23 protein-coding genes and 1 tRNA gene are annotated in these 22,641 nt (G+C 69.0%); 8 read left to right on the top strand and 16 right to left on the bottom strand.

Translation table 11 applies throughout. The features are described 5' to 3' along the window. Window positions 1-24 precede the first annotated feature (24 nt). On the top strand, window positions 25-378 hold the full coding sequence (locus Adu01nite_RS20665) for a hypothetical protein (RefSeq protein ID WP_203728554.1): 354 nt from the start codon (window positions 25-27) through the stop codon (window positions 376-378). Here Adu01nite_RS20665 and Adu01nite_RS20660 read toward each other — a convergent pair. From Adu01nite_RS20660 to Adu01nite_RS20635, 6 genes are all read right to left on the bottom strand, one after another. Further along, a complete protein-coding gene (locus Adu01nite_RS20660) occupies window positions 341-1,306 on the bottom strand; it encodes a 3-oxoacyl-ACP synthase III family protein (RefSeq protein ID WP_203728553.1) in 966 nt (321 codons plus the stop codon). The two genes, Adu01nite_RS20665 and Adu01nite_RS20660, sit on opposite strands and share 38 nt — an antisense overlap. 38 nt (window positions 1,307-1,344) lie before the next feature. Beyond that, window positions 1,345-2,982 carry a putative bifunctional diguanylate cyclase/phosphodiesterase gene (locus Adu01nite_RS20655; RefSeq protein ID WP_239132575.1) on the bottom strand — a complete coding sequence of 546 codons (1,638 nt, stop codon included), beginning with the start codon at window positions 2,980-2,982 and terminating at the stop codon, window positions 1,345-1,347. 138 nt (window positions 2,983-3,120) lie between these two features. Beyond that, on the bottom strand, window positions 3,121-4,008 hold the full coding sequence (locus Adu01nite_RS20650; protein ID WP_203728552.1) for an MHYT domain-containing protein: 888 nt from the start codon (window positions 4,006-4,008) through the stop codon (window positions 3,121-3,123). Window positions 4,009-4,213: 205 nt separating this feature from the next. Then, entirely contained in the window at window positions 4,214-4,621 is a 408-nt protein-coding gene (locus tag Adu01nite_RS20645) for a hypothetical protein (protein WP_203728551.1), read from the bottom strand. 89 nt (window positions 4,622-4,710) lie between these two features. Continuing rightward, on the bottom strand, window positions 4,711-5,937 hold the full coding sequence (locus Adu01nite_RS20640) for a L,D-transpeptidase (protein ID WP_203728550.1): 1,227 nt from the start codon (window positions 5,935-5,937) through the stop codon (window positions 4,711-4,713). Between the two features lie 202 nt (window positions 5,938-6,139). Continuing rightward, window positions 6,140-7,402: a L,D-transpeptidase gene (locus tag Adu01nite_RS20635; protein WP_203728549.1), complete on the bottom strand. Its 1,263-nt coding sequence runs from the start codon at window positions 7,400-7,402 to the stop codon at window positions 6,140-6,142. A 159-nt stretch (window positions 7,403-7,561) separates the two neighbouring features. Between Adu01nite_RS20635 and Adu01nite_RS20630 the strand changes: the two genes are divergently transcribed. After that, window positions 7,562-7,637 (top strand) — tRNA-Lys (locus tag Adu01nite_RS20630). Window positions 7,638-7,984: 347 nt separating this feature from the next. On the opposite strand, the gene Adu01nite_RS20625 is transcribed toward Adu01nite_RS20630, so the two are convergent. Continuing rightward, on the bottom strand, window positions 7,985-9,061 hold the full coding sequence (locus tag Adu01nite_RS20625; protein WP_203728548.1) for a M35 family metalloendopeptidase: 1,077 nt from the start codon (window positions 9,059-9,061) through the stop codon (window positions 7,985-7,987). Window positions 9,062-9,604: 543 nt separating this feature from the next. On the opposite strand from Adu01nite_RS20625, the gene Adu01nite_RS20620 reads away from it, so the two are divergent. Next, window positions 9,605-10,180: an HAD family acid phosphatase gene (locus Adu01nite_RS20620; RefSeq protein WP_239132574.1), complete on the top strand. Its 576-nt coding sequence runs from the start codon at window positions 9,605-9,607 to the stop codon at window positions 10,178-10,180. Window positions 10,181-10,252: 72 nt separating this feature from the next. On the opposite strand, the gene Adu01nite_RS20615 is transcribed toward Adu01nite_RS20620, so the two are convergent. Beyond that, entirely contained in the window at window positions 10,253-10,807 is a 555-nt protein-coding gene (locus Adu01nite_RS20615; protein ID WP_203728546.1) for a hypothetical protein, read from the bottom strand. A gap of 71 nt (window positions 10,808-10,878) precedes the next feature. Here Adu01nite_RS20615 and Adu01nite_RS20610 point away from each other — a divergent pair, with 71 nt between their 5' ends. Continuing rightward, window positions 10,879-11,214: a cupin domain-containing protein gene (locus Adu01nite_RS20610; protein ID WP_203728671.1), complete on the top strand. Its 336-nt coding sequence runs from the start codon at window positions 10,879-10,881 to the stop codon at window positions 11,212-11,214. A 71-nt stretch (window positions 11,215-11,285) separates the two neighbouring features. On the opposite strand, the gene Adu01nite_RS20605 is transcribed toward Adu01nite_RS20610, so the two are convergent. Both Adu01nite_RS20605 and Adu01nite_RS20600 read right to left on the bottom strand, forming a co-directional pair. Further along, window positions 11,286-14,129 carry a hypothetical protein gene (locus Adu01nite_RS20605; protein WP_203728545.1) on the bottom strand — a complete coding sequence of 948 codons (2,844 nt, stop codon included), beginning with the start codon at window positions 14,127-14,129 and terminating at the stop codon, window positions 11,286-11,288. A 351-nt stretch (window positions 14,130-14,480) separates the two neighbouring features. Continuing rightward, the gene (locus tag Adu01nite_RS20600) at window positions 14,481-15,008 is read right to left on the bottom strand and encodes a hypothetical protein (RefSeq protein WP_203728544.1); all 528 of its coding nucleotides are present in this window, start codon (window positions 15,006-15,008) and stop codon (window positions 14,481-14,483) included. Between the two features lie 39 nt (window positions 15,009-15,047). Between Adu01nite_RS20600 and Adu01nite_RS20595 the strand changes: the two genes are divergently transcribed. After that, window positions 15,048-15,515 carry an SAM-dependent methyltransferase gene (locus Adu01nite_RS20595; protein ID WP_203728543.1) on the top strand — a complete coding sequence of 156 codons (468 nt, stop codon included), beginning with the start codon at window positions 15,048-15,050 and terminating at the stop codon, window positions 15,513-15,515. On the opposite strand, the gene Adu01nite_RS20590 is transcribed toward Adu01nite_RS20595, so the two are convergent. Further along, window positions 15,505-16,230, bottom strand: a complete 726-nt coding sequence (locus Adu01nite_RS20590; protein WP_239132572.1) for a TetR/AcrR family transcriptional regulator — start codon at window positions 16,228-16,230, stop codon at window positions 15,505-15,507. The genes Adu01nite_RS20595 and Adu01nite_RS20590 overlap by 11 nt on opposite strands. A 29-nt stretch (window positions 16,231-16,259) precedes the next feature. Here Adu01nite_RS20590 and Adu01nite_RS20585 point away from each other — a divergent pair, with 29 nt between their 5' ends. Then, window positions 16,260-17,384, top strand: a complete 1,125-nt coding sequence (locus tag Adu01nite_RS20585) for an FAD-dependent oxidoreductase (protein WP_203728541.1) — start codon at window positions 16,260-16,262, stop codon at window positions 17,382-17,384. A gap of 185 nt (window positions 17,385-17,569) precedes the next feature. Here Adu01nite_RS20585 and Adu01nite_RS20580 read toward each other — a convergent pair whose 3' ends face one another. The 5 genes from Adu01nite_RS20580 to Adu01nite_RS20560 form a co-directional block, all read right to left on the bottom strand. Then, entirely contained in the window at window positions 17,570-17,866 is a 297-nt protein-coding gene (locus Adu01nite_RS20580) for a hypothetical protein (RefSeq protein WP_203728540.1), read from the bottom strand. 234 nt (window positions 17,867-18,100) lie between these two features. Then, on the bottom strand, window positions 18,101-18,301 hold the full coding sequence (locus tag Adu01nite_RS20575; RefSeq protein ID WP_203728539.1) for a hypothetical protein: 201 nt from the start codon (window positions 18,299-18,301) through the stop codon (window positions 18,101-18,103). 59 nt (window positions 18,302-18,360) lie between these two features. Continuing rightward, entirely contained in the window at window positions 18,361-19,134 is a 774-nt protein-coding gene (locus Adu01nite_RS20570) for a hypothetical protein (protein WP_203728538.1), read from the bottom strand. Continuing rightward, window positions 19,131-19,922, bottom strand: coding sequence for a hypothetical protein (locus tag Adu01nite_RS20565; RefSeq protein ID WP_203728537.1), 792 nt, complete (start codon window positions 19,920-19,922; stop codon window positions 19,131-19,133). Before Adu01nite_RS20565 ends, Adu01nite_RS20570 begins: the two co-directional genes overlap by 4 nt. A gap of 29 nt (window positions 19,923-19,951) precedes the next feature. Further along, window positions 19,952-20,653: an ABC transporter ATP-binding protein gene (locus tag Adu01nite_RS20560; RefSeq protein WP_203728536.1), complete on the bottom strand. Its 702-nt coding sequence runs from the start codon at window positions 20,651-20,653 to the stop codon at window positions 19,952-19,954. Window positions 20,654-20,784: 131 nt separating this feature from the next. Between Adu01nite_RS20560 and Adu01nite_RS20555 the strand changes: the two genes are divergently transcribed. Together Adu01nite_RS20555 and Adu01nite_RS20550 are read left to right on the top strand one after the other, a co-directional pair. Continuing rightward, window positions 20,785-21,702 carry a sensor histidine kinase gene (locus Adu01nite_RS20555; RefSeq protein WP_203728535.1) on the top strand — a complete coding sequence of 306 codons (918 nt, stop codon included), beginning with the start codon at window positions 20,785-20,787 and terminating at the stop codon, window positions 21,700-21,702. A 72-nt stretch (window positions 21,703-21,774) separates the two neighbouring features. After that, window positions 21,775-22,449 carry a response regulator gene (locus Adu01nite_RS20550; RefSeq protein ID WP_203728534.1) on the top strand — a complete coding sequence of 225 codons (675 nt, stop codon included), beginning with the start codon at window positions 21,775-21,777 and terminating at the stop codon, window positions 22,447-22,449. Window positions 22,450-22,641: the final 192 nt, after the last annotated feature.

The following is a 22,641-nucleotide window of genomic DNA, read 5'->3' as shown; positions in this document are numbered from 1 at the left end:
GTCCGCGCCGGGTAACCCGGAGGCATGACCGACAACCAAGCTCCCGAGGACCTCGGCGCCCCGGTTTCCTACCTGGTGCTCGCCGACGGCACGCCCGCCTTCGACACGTCCGGGGACCGGGCCGGCGAGGTCGTGCACGTGCTCGACGACGAGCAGTCCGACGTGTTCCACGGCCTGATCGTCAAGACCCCGGCCGGGCACCGGTTCGCCCGGGCCGGCGTGATCGACGGGCTCTTCGAGCACGGCGTGATCATCTCGGTGCCGGCCGCCGAGCTGCCCGAGCCGAGCGCCGACCCGGCGGCTCGCGCCGCCGAGAACGACGAAGGGCTCGGGGCCGGCCTCAAGAAGGCATGGGACTGGCTGGTGCAGCCTCGATAGGGTGCCACCGCAGCAGACACGCGCCGACCGACATGCCGCCGCCGAACCCGGCCAGCAGCACCAGGTCGCCGTCGCGCAGCGCGCCCGCGCGGGCCGCCTCGTCCAGGGTGACCGGCACCGACGCGCTGCCCGGGCTGCCGTAGCGGTCGAACGTGACGTGGGTACGCGAGTTGCGCAGGCCGGCCAGGCCGACCAGCTCGTTCACCAGCACGCCGTCGGCCTGATGCGGCACGAAGTGATCGATCGCGGCGGCGTACACCCCGGTGCGCCGCAGCAGCGCCTCCAGGGCCCACGGCACCTCGGACGCGACGAAGTCGCGGAGGCCCGCCCGGTCCATCCGCAGGAAGTGGTCCCCGTCGGCCAGCGTCTTCTCGGACGCCGGTAGCCGGCTACCGCCGGCGTCGACCCGGATGAGCCCGGTCCCGGCGCCCCGGGAGACCAGCTCGAGGTCGAGAATCCCGTACCCGTGGCCGACCGTGCCGACCACCGCGGCACCCGCGCCGTCGCCGAAGAGCGCCGCCGTCTCCAGGTCATCGCGGTCGACGATCCGGGAGTAGACGTCCGCCGCGATGATCAGCACCCGCGCGGACGGGTTCACCACGACGAGGCTGTGCGCGAGGCCCAGGCCGAAGACGAAGCCGGCCGACCCCACGTTGATGTCGAAGCAGACCGCGCGGTCCGCGCCGATCGCCGACTGCACCAGGTTCGCCGTGGGCGGCTGCGGTGAGTCCGGCGTCGAGGTCGACACGATCAGGAAGTCGATGTCACCGGCGGTGAGACCGGCGTGCGCGATCGCCGCCCGCGCGGCGTGCGCGGACAGATCGGAGGCGGCCTCGTCGGGGGTGGCGAGCCGCCGGGTGGTCCGGTCGGCGTTCGTCACCACCTCAGCCGGGAGGTAGGAGCCGGTGCCCAGGATGCCAACAGCCATACCGCACCCGATCGGCACCGAAACGCCCGAGTTGAGGGTCAGGCCGCAGTGCGTTCCCCGACGGCTAGCTGATCGGCCGGCACCGGGCGGCTGAAATGGAAGCCCTGGAGCAGGTCGAACCCGAGCCCGTTGAGCACATCGGCGGTGTGCTGGTCCTCCACACCCTCGGCCACCAGGGTCAGGCCGAGTCCGTTCGCCATCCGCGCGACCGCCTCCACGATCACCCGTTCCATCGGGTGGTGGATCCGGTTCACGAACGCCCGGTCCAGCTTCAGCTCGTCCAGCGGCAGCCGGGTGAGCAACGCCAGCGACGTGTAGCCGGTGCCGAAATCGTCCATGGCGACGCGTACGCCCAGGTCGCGCACCGCGTCCAGGCGCCGTGCCGCGCGTTCCGGCCGAGTCACCACGGCGCTCTCGGTGATCTCCACGATCAGCGCGGCGCCGGGCAGGTCGTACTGCTCCAGCAGCGACCGGATGACGCCGACGAACCGGTCCTGGGCCAGCACCGGCGCGGCCAGGTTGACCGCGACCGGCAGATGCAGCCCGGCGGCACGCCAGCGGGCGGCCTGGGCGACGGCGTCGGCGAGCACCCGGTCGGTGAGGTCGGTGATCACCGCCGAGCGTTCCGCCTGCGGCAGGAACGCTCCCGGCGGGAGCAGGCCACGGTCCGGGTGCTGCCAGCGGACAAGGGCTTCCACGGACCGTACGCGGCCGGCCGGGTCGACGAGCGGCTGGTAGTGCAGGACCAGCTGGCCGTCGGCGATCGCGCTGCGCAGCTCGGCCTGCAGGCTCAGGTCGGTCTCGTGCTCGGCGCGCAGCTCGGGCCGCCAGCGCTCGATGACGGTGCGGTCCCGCTTCGCCGCGAACATGGCCGCGTCGGCCTTCGCGAGCAGCGCCTCGGTGGCCGGCCCACGGGCCATCCCGAGCGAGGCCTCGACCTGGATGCGTACGCCGTCGACGGTGATCGGTTCGTGCAGCGCGGTGAGAATGCGCCGGGCCAGTGCGTCCAGGTCGGCCAGCGGGTCCTCGACCAGCACCACGAACTCGTCGCCGCCGAGCCGGAACGCCTGCGCGCAGTGCTCGGCCAGCACCGCGCCGGCGTGCTGGATGACCTGGTCACCGCCCTGATGGCCGAGCGCGGAGTTGATCTCCTTGAACCGGTCGAGGTCGACGAGCATCACCGCCACCGGCCGGGCCGGGTCGATCGCGGCCAGCATCTCGCCGAGCATCCGCCGGTTGCCGAGCCCGGTGAGGCTGTCCCGCAGGGCCATCGCCGCGTAGCTGTCGCTCAGGTACTCGACCAGCGGCCCGATCGGCGCGATGCCCAGCGTGCCGTCCGGGTACTCGACGACGGCCGGGATGTTCTTGCGGCCGACCGGGCGGGCCAGGGCGGCGCGGGCCGCGGCATCCCAGGCCATCGCGGCCGGCAGCACCAGGGCCGGCTCGTCGAGCACGGCGGCGAGCGGCCGGCGCGCCTGCAGCACCGGGCCGAACCCGAGACCGCCCAGCATGATCGAGTCCATCCGGGCCCGGTCGAACAGGTGGATGACGTAGTTGTGCACGGTGATCACGCCGGGGCAGTCCGGGTTCTCCCGCAACAGCGTCGCGACGTGATCCATCGTCGTGCACGGTTCAAGCACGGCACCCGGCCGGCCGAGGTCGCCCAGCGTCGACACGTCTGTCCTGCTCCTCCCGTGCAACCTGACTCAGCAGAATCTGGCAACGGGAGGGTGCGGGACGGGTCGATTACGGGTGCCACCAGGTTGCAGCGGCCGGAAAGCCGCCGATCTGCGTCACACCTGCGCTGGCGCCGGTTATCGGTTCGAGCGGTCGCGGTAGGTCCAGGAGCTGCCGCCGAGCGACGACGGGCCGCGCCGCGCGTCGGCGACACCGTCCGGGCCCGGCTGCCGCGGGATCACGCCGGTGGTGCCGGCCTCGCGGCGGGCGGCGAGATAGGCCGCGGCCGCGCGGTCCTCCTCGGTGGGGGCGGCGGCCAGGGCGTACGCCAGTCCGATGATCCCGAAGACCACGGCCAGGCCGATCGGCACGATCAGGCCGGCCGCGGTGGCCCCCTTCAGGGTGACGGCCGGGTCGTCCTGGACGACCGACATCGCGGACATGCCGGTGAAGTGCATGCCGTTCACCGCGATGCCCATGACCAGGGCGGAGAGGAAGATGACGACCGGCCGGTGGACCGTGACGGCGAGCCAGAGCGCGACCGACGCGGCGACCACGGCGATGCCGATCGACATGCCCACCCGGGTCGCGGAGTAGCTGATCTCGCCGTTGAGCTCCATCGCGGCCATGCCGGTGTAGTGCATCGCGGCCACCCCGAGGCCGGCGATGACGCCACCGGTGAGGACCCGGGCGTTACGGGCGCGGGTGCCGAACAGGGCGATGCTCAGGCCGATCCCGACGGCGACGATCGCGATGATCGCGCTGGCCGCGGTGAGGCCGACGTCGTAGCGGATCGGCGTGCCGGTGACGCTGAAGCCCATCATCGCGACGAAGTGCATGCTCCAGATCGCGGTGCCGCCGATGGCGAGCGCCGAGAGGATCAGCCACCAGGTGCGCTCGCCACTGCCCTTGGCCGTCCGGAACCGCACCGCGAGGGTGAGACCCAGCAACGATCCGAGCACCGACAGTAGGTAACTGACCGTGGGTGTGATCCACCCATGGTCGAAGTGATGGATCTGCGCCATAACTCGTTTTCCTCCCCCAGGACCTGGTCGCTGCCCCCGGTGACCTTGGTCCGGGCATGCATCCTGCCTGCTGGATCACCGGGCTGGGAAGGATTGTGACCGAACTCGTGTCACGCTCCGGCTACAGATGTCGAAACAACGCGCGAAGCCCGCGCAAGCCTCGAAATCCCTGGTCAAGACGGCATCGAGGGGTATCACTCGAAGATCACCCGGCGGTCTGCAGGCCACTGTCCGCGCACACGCCGGACATATCGGAAGCAGCGGCACCAACCGCCGCGATCCTGTCGGGTTCATCCGCTTTCCCGTGGGCGGCGACCGCGGCCCGATAGGCGGTCCCGAGACGGCCGGCGGCATCGGCGAGCGGCGCGTCCGCGGATCCGCTCGCCGTGACGATCGCGTCGACGATGCCGGCGTCCATCAGGCTGCCCGCCTCGACCGCGACCGCCAACTGGGCGCAGCCGACCGAGCCGGGCGGGTCGTCGGCGGCGCTCGGATCGGCCGGCCGGGCCGCCGAACCGGACGGCGCGGCGGTCACTATGGGTTGATCTTCACCGCCACAACCGGCGGTGGACACGGCCGCCAGAAGGACACCGGCAACTATCAGAAGTCGCATTTATCCATATTAAGAGTGCTTACGCCGTACGCACCAAAAAGGCGCGGTCGTCGCCGACCGCGCCTTTTCGAACCGAGCTTGCGTCGTGCCTAGAGGTAGCTCTTCTTCTTGAACTGCTCGTAGCTGAGGCTCCAGTCGGTCCAGCCGTTGCCGTCCTTCAGCTTCTCCTCGGTGCCGGAGACCGTGATCGGGTCGCCCATCATCGTGCGGGAGAAGAGCCAGGCACCCATCGCCTCGGAGACGTTCACGCAGCCGTGCGAGACGTTGACGTGGCCCTGCTTGCCCTCGGACCACGGCGCCGCGTGGATGAACTGGCCGCTCCACGTGATGCGCTGCGCGTAGTCGATCGGGGTCTTGTAACCGTTTACCGGATCGGTGTCGGTGGTGTCGAAGATCGTGTGGCGCTGCTTGTCCATCACGACCATCGTGCCGCTCGACGACGGCGTGCTCGACTTGCCGAGGCTGACCGGGATGGTCTTGATGACCTTGCCGTTCTCCTTGACCGTCATCTGCTTGGTCTTGTTGGAGACCGTCATGACGAACGCGCGGCCGATGTTGAGGTCGACGGTCAGGTCGCTCTTGCCGTAGTAACCGCTGCCCAGCGGCACGCCGGCCAGCTGCACCTTGTAGAAGACCTTGGAGTTGGCCTGCCAGAACACCTTCGGCCGGTAGTGCACCTCGGTCGGGCTGACCCAGCCCCAGGTGCCCTCCTGCGCCGGGGTCGCGGTGACGGTCATCCGCCGCTCGACCTCGGCCCGGTATTTCTCCGGGATCGACTTGCTGAACTTGATGATCAGCGGCATGCCCACGCCGACCTTCTGGTTGTCACCCAGGAAGCTGGTCACCCGAATGGTCTTCGCCGGCTTCGCCATCGTGGTGAAGGTGCTGGTGGCCGAGCCGTTCTTGCCCTCGGTCGCGGTGCCGTTGACGGTCACCGTGTACTGAGTGCCGTAGGCCAGGGCCTTCTCCGGCTTCCAGGTCTTGTCGTCCTTGTCGAGCGTGCCCTTGACCTCGGAGCCCTTGGCGTCGGTCACGGTGACCGTGGTGTTCTCCGGGTCCTCGCTCGTGTACTTCACCGCGGTGATCGCGACGACATCCTTCGCGTCGGCGGCCGGTTCGGTGACAGCCACGGTGCTCAACGTGGGCGTCGGCGACGGCTCGGCAGATGCGCTGCCGCCGTCGGCCTGGTTGGTGCCGCCGCCCTGCCAGGACGGCGACTTGTCGCCGCGACCGCAGCCGGAGCTGAGCAGGACAGTGCCTGCGATCAACGCGACCGCGGCAAAACGCCACGGCCGGCGAACTCGACTGATCCTCATGGTCCCTCTCACGGCGTCGTTCGTCCCCGGCGCCCAATACTGCTCTATGAAGGCGATGCGACCAATCCCGGATTCGTGCCGCCGGGGTTAACCGTCACACAGGCTAAAACCGCATATCGCCCGATTCGGGGCTTCTGGCGCAGGGGTTTCATGTTCTCTACCCCCAAGACGCGTCAGCCCTACCCAACCGTTGCGTGGCTCGTCACTTCAGACTGTCGGGGACCGGCAGGGCGCTGCCCTTGACGAACTCCGCCCAACTCACGTTCCATGCGGTCCAGCCGTCGCCGTACGCCAGCTTGTCGCCGGTGCCCTTCACGACCACCGGGTCACCGATCAGCGTCTTGTCGAACAGCCACTGCGCATTCGACGGCGAGACATTCACGCAACCGTGCGACACGTTCGTGTGCCCCTGCGCGCCGACCGACCACGGAGCCGAGTGAACGTACTGACCGCTCCAGGTGATCCGCTGGGCGTACTCGATCTTGGTCTTGTAACCGGCCGCGCCGTCGGTGTCGGTGGTGTCGAAAACCGTCGACGCCAGCTTGTCCATCACGACCATCGTGCCGCTGACCGACGGCTTGCTCTTGCGCCCCAGGCTCACCAGCGCCGTCCGGACCACCTTGCCGTCCTGCGTCACCACCATCTTCTTGGTGGCGTTGTCGACCGTCATCCGGAAATCCCGGCCGATCTTGGCGGTGGCCGCGCGGTCCCGGTCGCCGTAGCGCCCGCCGCCGGTCGGCAGGCCGCCGACCGCGATCCGGACCTTCAGCGTCGTGCCGGTCTGCCAATACTCCTTCGAGCGGTAATACGCCTGGGTGCCGCTCGACGTCCACGACCACACGCCCAACTGGGACGGGGTGGTCTCCACGAACATCCGCTTCTCCACCGCCGCGCGGTCCGCCTTCTTGATGCCCGGGTTGAACTCGACGACGACCGGCATGCCCACGCCGTACGTGTGGTCGTCGAACAGGTAGAGACCGGTGCCGGTTTTCTTACCGACCGCGCCCATCGTCGTGAACGTGGTGGTTGCGGTCTTGGTGAGCCCGCTGTCCGTGGTGGCGGTGACGCTCGCCGCATACGTCGTCTTGGCCTTGAGGGTGGCGGCCGGAACCCAACTCGAGCCGTCGGCCCGCAGCGCGCCCGCGACGGCCTTGCCGGCGGCATCGGTGAGGCTGACCGTGGTGACCTTGCCGCCGGAGACGGTGAAGCCGACCTCGGAGCTGACCGGCACGTCCTTCTTACCGACGGCCGGCGTCACGGTGAGGTTGATCGGAACGTCGGCCGACTCGGTGACCGGCCCCTGGCTGGCACCGGGCGCCGCGCCGGCACTGGCACTGGCGTCGGCACCGGGCTCCGCCCAGGCGGCGGTGCCGCCGGACTTCTTGTCACCACAGCCGGCGAGGGCCAGCGGCGCGAGCACCACCGCAGCCACCACCATCACCAGCGAGCGCCGCATGCCGACCATCCCTGAGCACCCCGTTCTGAAGTTTGCGGGCACATCCTGCCGCATGGATGCAAGCCGGCGGGTCATCCCTGAGGCTGATTCAAGCTGTGAAGCTCATGGGAGGGGGCCGATTTCAAGGATCATGGGGGTGCGTGCTAACGTTTTCGTCGTTGCCAACGAGCGCCGCTAGCTCAACTGGCAGAGCAGCGGACTCTTAATCCGCGGGTTGTAGGTTCAAGTCCTACGCGGCGCACCACAGCTTCACCAGGCCGTATAGCTTTCGAGCTATACGGCCTTGATCTTTGTGGGACGCAGGTGGGCGGCCGTTCTTCGAACCTTTACGACGACCGGAGCGTCTGGTCACGGGCCGTTCCGAAGAGGCGATCTCGGGTGCCCCAGCGGATTTTTGCCGGTGGACCATTTCGACTGCGCCGGTGGCCGGGATTGCGGGCCGCCGCGGCGACCACCAGGGCTACGCCGATTACCCGGCGCTGGACGCCTGATCCGGTGTCCCGCCGGCCCTGAGCCGGCGGGACACCGCCCCGGTGAGTGCGGCACTCACCGGGGGGTGTCCGAAGAACACGGGGTGAGCCGACGGCTGGATCAGCGGCTTTCGGCGAAGTACTCGTAGTTGTCGGCGTTGTCGACCGCGTTGGCCGGGCTCGACACGGCGAGTTGCTTGGCCGCGGTCTGACCGTAGGCGTGGTCGTCGGTGCCGCCGTTGACGGTGAAGTGGCTCGACTCGTGGATCAGTGTTCCGGCCTTCGAATCGGTACCGGTGGCCGGCGCCGACCAGAACGCGTTGCAGAGGTAGATGATGTACGGCTCGTCCGGGTATACGTAGGCGTAGTAGTCCTCGTTGCTGGTGCAGTCGAGCGTCACAGTCTTGCTGGTCAGCTCGCCGGTGATTTTGCTGTAGGCAGAGGTCACCCGGGAGAACCGCGACGAGCTGTACGTGCCGAACCAGGTGGTGTAGGCGCCTCCGCCGGAGGGGTTCGCCGCCAGCCAGGTCTGGGACTTCTGCGACATCGTCGTGGCGTTGCTGATCGCCGTCTTCAGCGAGGTCTGCTCACTCGTGGTGCAACCACGGTAGGTGAGGGTGACCGCTGCCGCCGCAGCGGCGACGTTCACCTGCTCGGTGGCTGTCGGCGCGGCACTGGACACCTTGGCGGCACCCCGGATGCCGGCGCTGGTGCGCACGGTGGCGCGACCGGCGTTGACCCGCAGCGTGCCCGCGGAGGCCCGCACCTGGGTCGAAGCCAGCGTGACCGTGAAGGTGCCCGGCTGCGACAGGTCATACTCGTCGGCCAGGTCCATGGTCGCGGTGTAGGTGCCACCAGCGGGAATGCTGGTGTAGTCGGCCGCGGTCGGCGCTGCCGGCTTCACCAACCTACCTCGGTAGGCCACCGGCACACCGTCCCTGGTCACGGCCAGGATCGCTCCGGAGTCGTGAGCCTGCGGCAGGTCACGGGAGAGCACGTTGACCGGTGCCGCCGACGTGTTGCGCACCGTGAAACGCACGGAGAGGGCGTCGCTGGTCGCCTGGCCGATCTGGACGGTCGTCGTGAGACCGGAGGGGGTGCCGGCCGCCGCTGCGTTCGCCCCGGCGGCGACGGCGGTCGGGACCGCGATCCCGACGGCGAGGCACGCCGCCCAGAGTGGACGTCGAGATTTGCGCACGTGGTTTCCTTTCCCGAGCATCGACCCCGTGCCGCCTGCCCGATAGAGGCAAAAGACGGGGATCAATGCGTTAGAATCACGTGCATCAATTTATATGACCGTCATTGCGGATCAATGGGCTTCCGCATCCCTGGTGGGTCATACCTTGACGTCACGGAGGGCCCGGTCGCTGACCAATGGTGCTGGCCAACGGCTGGAAGCTGATCAGCTTCCGGATGCTGTGCGGCCGCCGGCATCGGCTGCCGCGGCAAGCCGCGCAACCAGCACACGTATCGAGCGGCTCGTGGCAGATCCGGACACTCACGCTGTTCCTGGGCTCCCGACCTCGTACCCGCCGACCCCAGGTCGACGTCGGCTACCCCACGCCACTCCACATCGACCCGGATTAATCCCGCGATCTGTTGAGAAGGCAAGTTACCGTCGGGTAAGTTAATCGAGCCACATCGATCGCTCGAAGTCCCGCGAGCGTCGGCGAGCGTCGATCAGCTGTTCGCGGAGACCCGTCAACAACGTCGAGGGGAACACCCCATGCGTACCGTAATCATGCGCGGCCTCATGCTCGCCGCCGCCGGATCCGCGCTCGCCACCGGCGTCGCCGCGCCCGCCCAGGCGGCACCGCGCTCAATCCTCGTGGCGCAGGCGCTGCCCTCCTACGAGACCTGGCTCGCCGACGTCAAAGTCGTCACCGATCAGGCCTCCGCCTTCCTCGGCACGCGTCTCCCGGCGAGCGGCATCAAGCCCGCCATTGTGCTCGACATCGACAACACCGCCTTGCAGAGCAAGTACAAGCCGTATGACGCCACGCCGACCGTCCTGGCACTGGCTAAGCAGGCCAAGGCCGCCGGTGCGGCGATCTTCTTCGTCACCGCCCGCCCCGAGATCATCGGCGGCCCCACGGTGATCAACCTGAGCGTCGTCGGCTACACCTGGACCGACCTCTACACGCGCAAAACCTTCGACTTCAGCGACAACCAAACCCTGAAGACGAACGCCCGCATCGACATCGAGCGCCGCGGCTACACGATCGTCGCGAACATCGGCAACAGCATCACCGACCTGGACGGTGGCCACGCCGAGCGCACGTTCAAGCTCCCCGACTACAACGGTCAACTCGACTGACCGGAGCAACTCCCGCTAGGGATTCGTCATGTTCGGCCCGTCGTGGTCCGACGGTGAGTTGTCTGCGGCTGGTCAGCAGATGAGCAAAGGGACCCCGTCTGGGGGAAAGCGGTAGCCGCTGCCGCGGGCGCCGGTCCAGGGGTCGAGCGCGACCACGTCGGTGGGATGGGTGGGATCGGTCGGCCGCTGCCCGGTCGTCGGGTCGCCTCCCTCGAACTGGACGAGGGCGTGGGGGCCGAGTCCGCATCCACTGCTGTGGAGGCGTACGCGTGCGGTGTTGGTGGGCAGATCCAGGCGGTGCCGGACAACGCCGGTGGTGAGGTCGACCAGCAGGATTGCATCGCCGTCGGCCCACGGGGCCTCTCGTGGGTCGCCGCCGGCCCGGATGATGGGCACCACGGCGGTGATCCCGTCGCCGAGCATCACCTCGCCCGGCCATCCCGTCGGGTTGACGATCTCGCCGGGCCGCAGGTGGGAGCGCAGGTCGGCGTCGACAGTGCCGGGCTGCCCGCCTCCCACGATCCAGTGCACCGTGGTCGCGCTGGTGTTCGCGGGTTTGGCCCAAATCGGGTCGCCGTGGGCGGAGACCGCGACAAGCTGGGCGTCATTGGCGGCTGAATCTTCCACCCGCCGCACGCTCGCGCTGACGATGTCGACGACGACGGCCTTCCCCCCATCGGGACCGTCCGCAGACACCGCTGCCGGGCACCCCGAGCCCGTTGCAGCACCGCCATGCCCAGCACGACGAGGGCTTCTACGTGCTGGCGGGAACGTTCCGGTTCACCGTCGGCGAGGACCAATATGACGCCGGGCCGGGCACCTGGGTCATCGTGCCGACCGGGGCGCCGCACACGTTCGCCAACGTGGGCGGCGTGAACGCGGTCATGCTGAACACGTTCACGCCGGACCTGTACGTGCAGTACTTCCGCGACTTCAAGGCCATGATCGACTCCGGGCAGCCGGTCAACGCCGAGACCATGAAGCCGCTCTGGAAGAACTACGCCACCGAGATCTCGAACGAATACGCCTCGTGAAGCGCCTTCGATACGACCGCTACCGCGGCCCGGAGGCAATGCGGCTCGCGTAACCCCGGCTCAGAAACCTGTCAGCAGACTATGCAATCGCCCTTCATGTTGAATCCGCCGTTGACAGCCAGGCTTTGCCGGACATCGACAGCGTCGATGACCACGGTGCCGGTGTTCGGGTCCGGATAGAACTGTACCCGGAGTTTGCTGTATGCGGCCGCTGCGGTAATGCAGGCGGAGATGGGAGTCCAGTCGTTACCACCGGGCAGGTTCGCGTAAGTGGTGACCGAGTTTTCTTGAGATCCACCGATCAGCCACATCGCGAAGCTGCCACTGGCACCCCGTGTCGTGCCTTGCGAAGCGACCTGAGCGCTGCCACAGAAGGTGTCCCCCGCTTTTACGGTCAGGTTGACATCCTGGTAGATGCCGCCACCAACCACGGTGGTGTTGGTAGCGGCGAACCCGGCACCTTCATACGGGTTGTTGCCGGTGACACCGGGACCATAGACGGCATGCTGTGAGCTGGGGGCGTCCGTCCAGTTGTCGAAGGTCTTGTTGAAGCCGCCGTTCTTGGCAATGGACTTGTGAATGTCGACGGCGTCGATGACCACGGTGCCGGTGTTCGGGTCCGGATAGAACTGCACCCGGAGTTTGCTGTATGCAGCCGCCGCGGTAATGCAGGCGGAGATGGGAGTCCAGTCGTTACCACCAGGCAGGTTCGCGTAGGTAGTGACCGAGTTCTCTTGAGATCCACCGATCAGCCACATCGCGAAACTGCCACTGGCACCCCTTGCCGTGCCTTGCGAAGCGACCCGAGCGCTGCCACAGAAGGTATCCCCCGCATTCACGGTCAGGCTGACATCCTGATAAATGCCGCCACCAACCACGGTGGTGTTGGTAGCAGCGAACCCGGCACCTTCATACGGATTGTTGCCGGTGACCCCGGGACCATAGACGGCATGCTGTGAACCGGGGGAATCCGTCCAGCTGTCGAAGCCGTTGTTGAAGCCGCCATTCTTGGCGATACTGAGGTGCACGTCGACAGCATCGACGCCAATCGTCGGACCACCGACAGCGGGGTAGAACTGAACGCGTACGGCCGAATGTCCACTTGTCGCAGTGACACACGTACTCAATGGTGTCCAGCTATTGCCGTTCGGGAGGTTGCCGAGGCTCTTGTTCGAGGTTTCAGCATTTCCCCCGGTGAGAAAGAGTGCGAAGGTGCCACCGCCACCGGTGGCTGCACCTTCGGTCACCACGTGGGTGTTCGCGCAGACGGTATCGCCGGGATTGACGGTCCGGTTGATATCTTGATAAATGCTTCCGAGGGCCTGGGTGGCATCAACTGACGTGTACATCGACCCTTCGTACGGGTCGGTTCCTGTCTCTGCTTGCGCTCCTGCCACGTGCCGGTATGCCGTTGCGCCTGACGCGACAGACCAATTCTCGCCGGCGCCGGAGCCGAACACCAGGGAGCCGTCGTCCTGCAAGCGCATGGTCGAGACGCCCCGACCCGCCGTGTTGGAGGCCCACAGCGGCCGGTTGGCGTAGTCGTAAATGACCAGGTTCCCGTCGTGCTGGTTGGTAAGGCGGTACCCGCGCAGGTCGCCCCGCACCCAGATCGGTGCCGGCACCCCGCCGCGGTTGTCGTACAGCACGAGATTGCCGTCGGCCTGCATGCTCAGCGTGAACTGGCCGTTCGCGGACCTCACCGCCGCACCGCGGAACAGCGACCGGCCCGGTGCGAGCGTCGGCAGCCAGTTGTCACCGATCAGCGCGGCGCGGACGTCGCTGTACATCGGTTCCTTGGGATTTCCGTTGCTGTCGCGGAGCCCGAAGTGGCACTCGCTGTTGTGCGGATTGGCGCAGGGCGCGGCCCACGTGGGGACGTCCTGGAAGGAGTAGATGAACAGTGGCCCCGTGTAGGGGCGGGACCGCCACATCCGGACCCCCTCCTCGAGGGCATCGCGGACGTGCTCCGGCGTTTGCGGCTCGCGGTCGCCGTCGGTGGGGAACCCGATCTCGGTGCCCCAGATCTGCTTGCCCGCATCGCCGTGGCGGACCATCACCTCGCGCAGGGCCGCCAGACCGCCACACTTGGGGTCATCCGGTCCGAACCAGAACCAGAACCGGCTTCCCTCGCACGGGTCCGGCGCGAACGAGGGAAGGTAGCCCGAGTAGTGGGCCGGGTAGGGGTGGTAGGCGACCGCGTCCAGGTATCCGCCCATCCCGTGCTGGTAGGCCCATTCCAGCCAGACGCTACCCTCGTTGTCGCCGTGCCAGACATGGTTCGCGTCCTCGTAGACGTTGCCGCCCGTCGACCCGCCGGCCAGCACGACACATCCGGAACAGCCGGCGTGCACCTCCTGATAAGCGATCTTCGCCAGCTGCCAGTAGCGCCCGGCACGGACGTCGAGGCTGTTGTCACCGTATTGACCGCCGAGGTTCGGCTCGTTCCACACCTCGTAGGCCTGCACCTTGGATCCGAAGTGAGCCACCGTCTGCCGGACGATGGTGGCCCAGGCCGCGTCGTCCGTCGGAAAATAGCTGGTGTCATCGTGGCCGCCGTTGGCCCACTTCGTCGAGTAGTCCAGGATCAGCAGCACCCGAACGCCCTGCTCGTGGGCGGCGTCGATCACGCCGTCGATCCTGCTCCAGTCCGGCGCGACGTCGCGGTCCGGCTGTACGAGGTGCCAGTACAGGTCGACGCGGATGATCGGCTTCTTGTCCCCGACATACGCGTCCATCGCGGCGATCCGGCCGACTTGGCCCTCTTGGTCGCTGCCGTCGTTGAAGCCGACATCGGCGGACGTGAACGCATACGGATCAGTGATCGGCACCGGATCGGCGGAGGCCGGCAAGCCACCGCCGGCGGCGCCTAATGCCATGATCAAGATAGTGATACGCGCAAGCAATCGGCGCATGTGTTCCTCCCCGTGAGCCCGACCGGCCTCCCGGCGCAGGCGGCGGCAAGTTATCACAGTCATCGATCTTTCCGATGTCCCGCTTTATGGCACTCCGCGAGCGGGCGAGCTTCAGTTCGCCGGCACCCAAACTAGCCGCGCAGGTAGTCGCGCGCGGCGTAGTCCTCGGCGGTCAGTTCGTAGATCTGCCGCACCGCGGCCGCCAGCGCCGGCAGTCCGCCATCCAACGCCGACCGGAGGTCCTCCTCGCCGTACCGGGCGCGGCCCTGCGGGTCTACTCCGCGCGATATGCCCTGGAGTCGCGCAAAACTGCGCTCCGCAGCTTTCGAGCTGCACGGCATTCGTCTTTTGTCAGTGGACGTGCAGCTCGTCGGCCGGGATGGCGTCCCACAGCGTGTAGGCACGGTCGCCCATCACGGCGAAGACGGGGCGGGTCAGGACTACGTCGCCGGTCCGTTGGGCGCGCATCGTCAGACCCAGCCCCTCGGCCTCCGAGTCGCCTTCCGGTTGGTACCGCAGGGCGAGGTCCTGCGCCTTCAGCTCCGCCTCAACGTGCGACGGCGCCCGGCCCACCAGCTCGATGCCGTCCATGACCACCTGCGGCCCGGACTGTGCGTCCACCACGACACAGAAAAGGCCTTCAAGCGTTCCGAAGTACGCCGTGACCGCACCGCGAAACCATGGCGGCGGGGCGGGACGGCGGAACTCGGCCTTCAGGGCACTGTCGGCTCGTACCTCCGTCAATTCCGCAGTTAGGTTTTCCAGGGCGGCGGCCGCCTCGGCCGGGCTCATCCCGAATCGCAGCGGGCCGACGCTGATCAACGGCACGTACGTCCATCGCTCGCGGTCCGCGTCCGCCATCACTTCCCAGATCGTCATGCCACTCCCCTGTTGGCCGGCCGGGCTAGCCTGCCGGCTATGCCCAGCTTCGAGATCACCTCGATCGGTACGGTCCGGAACGAACGAACGGATATCCAGCACACCGACAACTGGGGGGATGTCCGCAGCACGATCATCGTCGATGAGCGCTTCGGCGAGGCATGCCTGCAGGGCCTCGAGGGCTTCTCGCACGTGGAGGTCCTGTTCGTCTTCGATCAGTTCCCGGACGATGGCGACTACCGCGAACCGCGCCCCTATCGCGGCCTCGCCGCCCTCCCGCCCGTCGGCATCTTCGCCGGCCGCGGGCCGCGACGGCCGAACCGCATCGGCGTGACCTCCTGCGCCATCGAGTCCGTCCACGGTCGCGAACTGACGGTGTCCGGCCTCGACGCGGTCTCCGGCACCCCGGTCATCGACCTGAAGCCGGTGCTGGTGGAGTTCCTTCCGGTCGGCGTGGCCCAGCCGGAGTGGGTCAGCGGCGTGATGGCGGAGTATTTCAAGTCGTAGGCGTGAGTCCGTCCACGATGGTGGCCAGGTTGTGGTTGAAGGTCTCCTCGGGGTTGAGGTGGGCTCCGTCGATCACGAGCCGGGCGACGGTCGGGTAACGGCCGGTGGCCAGCATCCGGGTCAGGTACGGGCCGAGGCTCTTCTGGAAGGCGGCCTCGTCGGTGCCGGTGGCGCGGGTGGTGCGGCGCTCGGTGACCTCCCGGCGGATCGCACCGGCCAGGAAAGCGTTGAAGGCGCCCAGGACCCGCTGGAGATCCTCGATGCCGCGCACGCCCGGGGCCTGGCTGAATGCCGCCGCGGTTGCCTCGCCGATGGCGAGGGCGTGCGGGCCCAGGTGCGGCCGTCCGCCCAGCAGGTCGGCGAACCACTCGTGCTCGAGCGCGGCCGCACGGGTTGCTCGGGCGATGGCCAGCACCGTAGCCCGCCAGTCGGCCTCGGCGCGCCGGCCGGCCTCGGCGATCCCGGCGTGGACGTCGTCGATCATCAGGTCGAGCAGTTCGGACCGGTTGAGGACGTAGTCGTAGAGCCGCATCGGACCCACGCCGAGCTCCTTGGCGATCTTGCGGACCGACAGGTTGTCGAGGCCGTGCTCGTCGGCGAGCCGGATCGCGGTAGCGGCGATCCTCGCCCGGCTCAACGCCACCGGCGCCGCCCGCGGCCTCGGCTCGGGGCGCTCCCAGACGGGTAGCGCCTCGCTACCGTACGGTGTATCCATGACGTACATCGTACGCTAAGGAGATCGGAATGCGCATCGCGATCATCGGCGGCGGCCTCGGCGGGCTGACGCTGGCACGGATCCTGCATCGGCACGGCATCGACGCGGTGGTCTACGAGCGGGAGGCCGACCGATCCGCACGATCGCAGGGCGGCATGCTCAACCTGCATCCGGAGTCCGGGCAGCGGGCGCTGGACGAGGCTGGTCTCACCGCCCGCTTCCGGTCGCAGGCTCGGCCCGAGGGCGAGGAACTCCGCATCCTCGACCCGACCGGCCGGACGCTCCTGCATCACAAGCCCCGACCCGGCTCGTTCGCCGGGCGGCCCGAGATCGACCGGAGCGTGCTGCGCGACCTTCTGCTCGACTCGCTCCCCGCGGACGCGATCGCGTGGGGGCATCGGCTCACCGAGGCGACGCCTCGTCCGAGCAGGGGTTTCAAGCTGGTGTACGAGGGTGGCCGCACCGCCGACTGCGACGTCCTCGTCGGCGCGGACGGCGCTCGCTCGGTCGTCCGGCCGCTGCTGACCGACGCGGAGTTGTCCTATGTGGCCACTCTCGTCGAGCTGAACATCGGTGACGTCGACCGGCGCCACCCGGCTCTCGCCGAGTTGGTCGGCCCCGGAAACCTGTGGTGTCTCGGCGCGAACCAGATCCTCGCGGCGCAGCGCCTCGGCGACGGCAGCCTCAAGGTCGGCATCTCGCTGCGCGACGGCGATCGCCCACTCGACGCCTACCGCGACCGGCGTGCGCTGCTCGACATGTTCGGCGGCTGGGACCCGGGCCTCACCGCGCTCATCGAGGCCGGCGTCGGCGCACCGACGCCACGCCGGATCGAGACGATGCCCATCGGTACGCGCTGGCCGAGCCGCCCGGGCAGCACCTTGATCGGCGACGCCGCGCACCTCATGCCGCCGGTCGGCGAGGGCGCCAACCAGGCGATGCTCGACGCCGCCGAACTGGCGGCCGCACTCGCCGCCGACCCCACCGACCCGGACGCCGCGATCCGGGCGTACGAGGAGGCGATGTTCACCCGCATTCACCCGATCGCCGAGATGTCCACCCGGGTCCAGGCGATGATGCTCTCCCCCACCGCGGCGGACGACATCATCCGCTTCTTCACGGCCCGGCCCACCCAACCGACATCAGCGGGGTAAGGCTTGGCCATCGCTCTGCCGGTCTGCGTCGCCCTGCCGGTCTGCGTCGCCCTGCCGGTCTGCGTCGCCCTGCCGGTCTGCATGGTCGCTCGGCGTGAAGCTCACAGATTCGGCAGATCGGCCGGCCGGCCCTCGGGCCGGCTCCGTGTGGACCGGCCGCAGGCCGAGACGATGAGCAGGGCCACCTATGGCGTCTCGTGGCTCTGATTGCCGACCGCCGACGCGGGCTCGGTGGCACTCGCCGTCCGACGGGTGGCCCAGGAGGCGGCCTTCTCGATCAGGTGCCACGCGAAGAATCCGGCCACGGCCAGTGGGACCATCACGTACCACTTTCCCAGCACGCCGAAGTCGCCGGAGCGACCCAACGCGTGCAGGAAGCCGATCGCCGCGAACGGCGCGCAGGCAACGCCCACCACTGCCCGGCGAAGCCAAACGCTGGGCCGAGCAGCCGGGGCGGGGACCTGGATTTTCGTGTTCTCCATGCGAAACAGCCTGGCAGCCGCCGCCGACCGGCGAATCCCGCGCCGGTCGGAGATCCATCTATACCCGGGGATATAGACCGGGCATGTTTGACGGCGCACCGGCCATCAGAACAAGGTCGATCAGTCATCCGCCGCAGTAGGGAAACTGACCGTGATATCGCCGCCCAGCCATCCCGGATTCGACGTCGTCCGGCAGGCCACCTCCTATCCCCGCGCGCTCCGCGCGGCCCGGTTCTACCTGGGCGGGCTCGCCGGGATGGTGATCTCGGCCTGATCGTTGCCTTCGCCGATCTGAACATCTGGTTCCTGCTGGCCAGCGCCATAGCCATCCCCGTTCATCTGGATCGGCGTCCGCACCGCACGAAATGCCTGGGCACGACTCGAACGCGAACTACCGGACATGCCGCTGACCGAGATCCGGTCGGCGTCGACCATCCGGACGTTCCAGGATCTGTTGAAACGGCGTTGACGGCCCGATGTAGTGGCCTGGACCTTCACGCGTCGCGCGACCGGAAGGCGGCGATCGCGGCCGATCCGGTCAGCGCGATCCAGGTGAGTAGGACGATGGTGCCGGTCCGCGCTCCGAGGACCGGGTCGGTGGTCGGCAGGTACAGGAGGCCTCCGGCTCGGTCGGGGAGCCATCGGGCGTGCTCGGTGTAGCCGGACAACAGCGGCGAGACGACCAGAACGACGGTCAGCATGCCCACCAGCGGTGGGATCAGTGACCTGAGGAGGGTGGCCAGCGCCAGGGCGAGCACCCCGATCAGTACGAGGTAGGTCACGGCCCCGGCGGCGGGCCACGGATCGAACTCCCGAGCCTCGGCGGCCCGGTCCCGGGCGATGAGAGTGAGCTGCGCTGCTGCCAGGCCGGCGACGATCGTGGTGACGCTGGTAGCGGTCGCCACGATCAGATAGGCGGCGGCCTTTCCGGCCAGGAGCAGGCGACGGTTCGGTGTCGCGGTCAGCGTGGTGGCGATCTGCCGGCCGGCGTATTCGGTGGCGACGGCCAGGACGCCGATGAGGATCGGACCGATCTGGAGGAAGAGCACCGTGTGCGTCACCACGTCGGTGGCGTCGGTGGCCGTCGGCGCGGAGGACGCCAAAGCCACCGCGAGGAACGCTCCGGTGACGACCGTTCCGAGCGCGGTCCCGAGTATGGCGGGCAGGCCGCGGAGTTTGACCAGCTCGGCGGCAGTCGTGCGGGCCAGCCTGACGGCCGCCGTGCGGGCCAGCCTGACGGCCGCCGTGCGGGTCGGCTTGGTGGTCACGCGTCGCGCCGGGTGAACACGGCGGACGAGACCGCGAGGAACCCGAGTGCCCAAGCCGCCATGACCAGTCCGCCGGTCAGCGGGGCGAGTGCGTGCTCGAACTCGCCCAAGGGGTCGTCGGCGAACAGGCGCATCCCGGCCGCGTCGGGCAGGTAGTAAGCCAGTGTCGTGACGTGCGTCAGCACCATCGACACCGACACCAGGGAGCTGTTCACGATCAGGACGATCAGCGGGATGACGCCGCTGCGGGTCAGGACCGTGATCGCCAAGGCCATCAACGCGGTCAGCGTCCAGTAGAGGGCCGCGCCGGCGGCGCGGGCCGCCGTCGGCCCGAGGTCGTCTGGGGTGGCCAGGTCGCCGATCACGAAGTCGGCCACGAACAGGCAGGCGGGAAGGGTGATCGCGGCGGCGGCGAGGACGTTGAGCACGACGGCGACGGCCTTCGCCGCTAGAACGACGAGCCGGCGAGGTGTCGCCGCCAAGGTCGCCGTGATCTGACGTCCGCCGCCGGCATCGGGACTGTTCGCGGTGAACTCGCTGCTGATCACCACGACGCCGAGGATGATGGCACCGATCGTGCCGAGCGGGGCCGCGGAGAACGCCGCCTCGGCCGGGGAGGTGTAGGCGACCAGGCCGGGCTGCCCGGACCGGATCGCATTGCGGACGCTGAAGGCGTTGAGCACCGTGATGCCGAGGGGACCGAGCACCGCGACCGCGGTGGCGGCTGCGCTCGCCGGAAGGGTCGCGGTCTTGCGCAGCTCGGCGACGACCGCGCGGAGCAGGGTCATCGGCCGGCGCCGGTCAGCGCGAAGCCGGGTCATCGGTCGGCGCCGGTCAGTGCGAAGAACGCCTCCTCGAGCGTGGCGTGCCCGGCGATCACCTCGGTGAGCGGACCGGTCGCCACGATGCGGCCGCCGGCGATGATCACCAGGTCGTCGGTGATCTCGGCGACCTCGCTCATCAGGTGGCTGGACAGCAGGACGGTGCCGCCCGCATCGGCGTGGCCGCGGAGCAGGCCGCGGATCCAGCGGATGCCCTCGGGGTCGAGGCCGTTCACCGGCTCGTCCAGCACGAGCGCCGCCGGCTCGCCCAGGAGGGCGGCCGCCAGCCCGAGTCGCTGCCCCATGCCGAGCGAGAACTTGCCGACCCGGGTGCGGCCGGCGCCGGCCAGGCCCACCTGGTCGAGCACCTCATCGATCCGGCGCTTCGGGACACCGCCCGCGCGGGCGACCCAGGCGAGATGGTTGCGAGCGGTGCGGGAGCGGTGCGCTCCGGAACCGTCGAGCATGGAGCCGACCGCACGGATCGGGTCGGGCAGTTTTCGATATGGTCGCCCGTCGATCAGCGCCGTCCCCGCGGTCGGCCGGTCCAGCCCGAGCAGGATGCGCAGCGTCGAGGACTTGCCCGCCCCGTTGGGCCCCAGGAAGCCGGTCACGCGACCGGGCCGCGCCTGGAACGTCACGTCGGAGAGCACCGTGCGGGGGCCGTGCCGCTTGGTGAGGCCGCTGATCGAAAGCATGGATCCATGCCACCAGGCGGCTGCCGCGGCGTCATCGGACCGTGGTCCGGACCTTCGGCTGCCGTCTCGGTCCCAGGTCCCTCCGACCCAGGACCGATCCCCCGGATCGAGCCGAAACCTAGACTCGGGCCATGGAAACCGAGCGGCCGGCCTGGCGATCACGAGCCTGGATCACCGCCGTCACCGTGCTCGTCTTCCTGGCGCTGGTGCTCACCACCACCGGCTTCGCCAATCCGGTCTCCGCGTGGGCGACGTTCGCGGCCGCTGCCGGATTCACCGTCGCGGTGATCAGCTGGACCCTCATCCGGACCAGCGAGCAGCGCCGCCACTACGAAGACGAGTTGGCGGCCTGGGCGGCAGAGCGAGCGACGCAGGGTGAACGGCTGCGCATCGCCCGCGAGCTGCACGACCTCGCCTCGCACGGGCTCGGCCTGATCACCGTCCGGGCCGGCGCCGCTCGCACCGTGCCCGGGCCGGAGGGCGAGGCCGAGCGGGTGACCGCGCTGGCCGACATCGAGCACATCAGCCGGCAGGCCACCACCGAGTTGCGGCGCATGCTCGCCGTCCTCCGAAGCCCCGGTCCGGCGCCGTTGCGCCCCGGCGACACCCTGGCCGATCTCCCCGCGATCGTCACCGCCGCGAACGCTGCCGGGGTGACCACCGCCCTGGCCGTCGATGAGTCGGGCGACATGTCGCCCGGCGTGCAACTCACCGTCTGCGCCGTGGTCCGCGAAGCGCTGAACAACACTCTCCGGCACGCCGGCCCCACCCACGCTCGCGTCGAGGTCCACCGCGACCGGGAAACCGTCGTCGTGACCGTCCGGGACGAAGGCCCCCGCCCCGGATGGCAACCACGACCCGGTGCCGGCCACGGCCTGCACGGGCTGCGCGAACGCCTGAACGCTCTTGCCGGCGCCCTCGACGCCGAGGCCACCGGCAGCGGCTGGCTGCTCGTCGCCCGCATCCCCGAGTCGGCCACCTCGCCAAGACAGCCGCATCCCCTGGCTTCCCCGGCCGGCGAGGCTAAAGCAAACGGGGCTGAAGCATGACCGGCGACAACGGGCCGGCCGGCGGGAGTAACGCATGACCGACGAGAGCGAGCCGGCCAGTGGGGGTGAGGCATGACCGATGAGAACGGGCCGGCTGCGATCCGGGTGCTCATCGCGGACGACCTGCCCCTCCTGCGGCACAGCCTCAGCCTGCTCATCAGTGGAGCGTCCGATTTGACCACGGTCGGTGAGGCCGCCACCGGAGGCGAAGCGGTGGCACTCAGCCGGGCGCTGAGCCCGGACGTCATCCTGATGGACATCCGCATGCCCGGCGGGGACGGGATTGACGCGACCCGCACCATCACCACCGACTCGACGCTCGGCTGCTGCCGGGTGCTTGTCCTGAGCATGTTCGAGCTCGATGAATACGTCTATGGGGCACTGCGCGCCGGAGCTTCCGGCTTCCTCCTCAAGGACGCCCGTCCCGATGAGCTCCTCGACGCGATTCGCCGCACCCATGCCGGCGAATCGCTGTTCGCCCCGGCGATCCTGACCCGGCTCATCGAGCACTACGTGCGGCGGCCCGCGGCCGCGCTCGCCCGAGGGCCGGACATCCTCACCGAGCGGGAGACCGAGGTGCTCACCCTCGTCGGGCGAGGGCTGTCCAACGATGAGATCGCCGATGTCCTGACCATCGCCATCCGGACCGTCAAAACTCACATCGGCAATCTCCTCGCCAAGCTCCACGCCCGCGACCGTGCACAGCTCGTCATCGCGGCCTACGAAAACGGGCTGGTGGTGCCATAGCCGCGATCTCACCGTCGCGTCATGACAGGGCCGGGCCGGCCAGGGCCGGGCGGGCCAGGGGTCGGTGCAGGCCAGGGGTCGGTGCAGGCCCGAGCTGGCAGGTCGAGCCGGGCGGGCCGAGCCGGGCGGGCTGGGCCGAGCCGGGCGGGCTGGGCCGAGCCGGGCGGGCTGGGCCGAGCCGGGCGGGCTGGG

It is taken from the genome of Paractinoplanes durhamensis, from assembly GCF_016862175.1.
Taxonomy (GTDB): domain Bacteria; phylum Actinomycetota; class Actinomycetes; order Mycobacteriales; family Micromonosporaceae; genus Actinoplanes; species Actinoplanes durhamensis.
Note: the sequence above shows the minus strand (reverse complement) of the source record. Positions and strands in the feature narration are given on the sequence as shown.

What these genes read in the sequence shown, in the direction of transcription:
- Adu01nite_RS20665 (WP_203728554.1), top strand. Translation starts at nt 25, where the DNA reads ATGACCGACAACCAAGCTCCCGAGGACCTCGGCGCCCCGGTTTCCTAC.
- Adu01nite_RS20660 (WP_203728553.1), bottom strand. Translation starts at nt 1,306, where the DNA reads ATGGCTGTTGGCATCCTGGGCACCGGCTCCTACCTCCCGGCTGAGGTG.
- Adu01nite_RS20650 (WP_203728552.1), bottom strand. Translation starts at nt 4,008, where the DNA reads ATGGCGCAGATCCATCACTTCGACCATGGGTGGATCACACCCACGGTC.
- Adu01nite_RS20645 (WP_203728551.1), bottom strand. Translation starts at nt 4,621, where the DNA reads ATGCGACTTCTGATAGTTGCCGGTGTCCTTCTGGCGGCCGTGTCCACC.
- Adu01nite_RS20640 (WP_203728550.1), bottom strand. Translation starts at nt 5,937, where the DNA reads ATGAGGATCAGTCGAGTTCGCCGGCCGTGGCGTTTTGCCGCGGTCGCG.
- Adu01nite_RS20635 (WP_203728549.1), bottom strand. Translation starts at nt 7,402, where the DNA reads ATGGTCGGCATGCGGCGCTCGCTGGTGATGGTGGTGGCTGCGGTGGTG.
- Adu01nite_RS20620 (WP_239132574.1), top strand. Translation starts at nt 9,605, where the DNA reads ATGCGCGGCCTCATGCTCGCCGCCGCCGGATCCGCGCTCGCCACCGGC.
- Adu01nite_RS20605 (WP_203728545.1), bottom strand. Translation starts at nt 14,129, where the DNA reads ATGCGCCGATTGCTTGCGCGTATCACTATCTTGATCATGGCATTAGGC.
- Adu01nite_RS20600 (WP_203728544.1), bottom strand. Translation starts at nt 15,008, where the DNA reads ATGACGATCTGGGAAGTGATGGCGGACGCGGACCGCGAGCGATGGACG.
- Adu01nite_RS20595 (WP_203728543.1), top strand. Translation starts at nt 15,048, where the DNA reads ATGCCCAGCTTCGAGATCACCTCGATCGGTACGGTCCGGAACGAACGA.
- Adu01nite_RS20590 (WP_239132572.1), bottom strand. Translation starts at nt 16,230, where the DNA reads ATGGATACACCGTACGGTAGCGAGGCGCTACCCGTCTGGGAGCGCCCC.
- Adu01nite_RS20585 (WP_203728541.1), top strand. Translation starts at nt 16,260, where the DNA reads ATGCGCATCGCGATCATCGGCGGCGGCCTCGGCGGGCTGACGCTGGCA.
- Adu01nite_RS20580 (WP_203728540.1), bottom strand. Translation starts at nt 17,866, where the DNA reads ATGGAGAACACGAAAATCCAGGTCCCCGCCCCGGCTGCTCGGCCCAGC.
- Adu01nite_RS20575 (WP_203728539.1), bottom strand. Translation starts at nt 18,301, where the DNA reads ATGGTCGACGCCGACCGGATCTCGGTCAGCGGCATGTCCGGTAGTTCG.
- Adu01nite_RS20565 (WP_203728537.1), bottom strand. Translation starts at nt 19,922, where the DNA reads ATGACCCTGCTCCGCGCGGTCGTCGCCGAGCTGCGCAAGACCGCGACC.
- Adu01nite_RS20560 (WP_203728536.1), bottom strand. Translation starts at nt 20,653, where the DNA reads ATGCTTTCGATCAGCGGCCTCACCAAGCGGCACGGCCCCCGCACGGTG.
- Adu01nite_RS20555 (WP_203728535.1), top strand. Translation starts at nt 20,785, where the DNA reads ATGGAAACCGAGCGGCCGGCCTGGCGATCACGAGCCTGGATCACCGCC.
- Adu01nite_RS20550 (WP_203728534.1), top strand. Translation starts at nt 21,775, where the DNA reads ATGACCGATGAGAACGGGCCGGCTGCGATCCGGGTGCTCATCGCGGAC.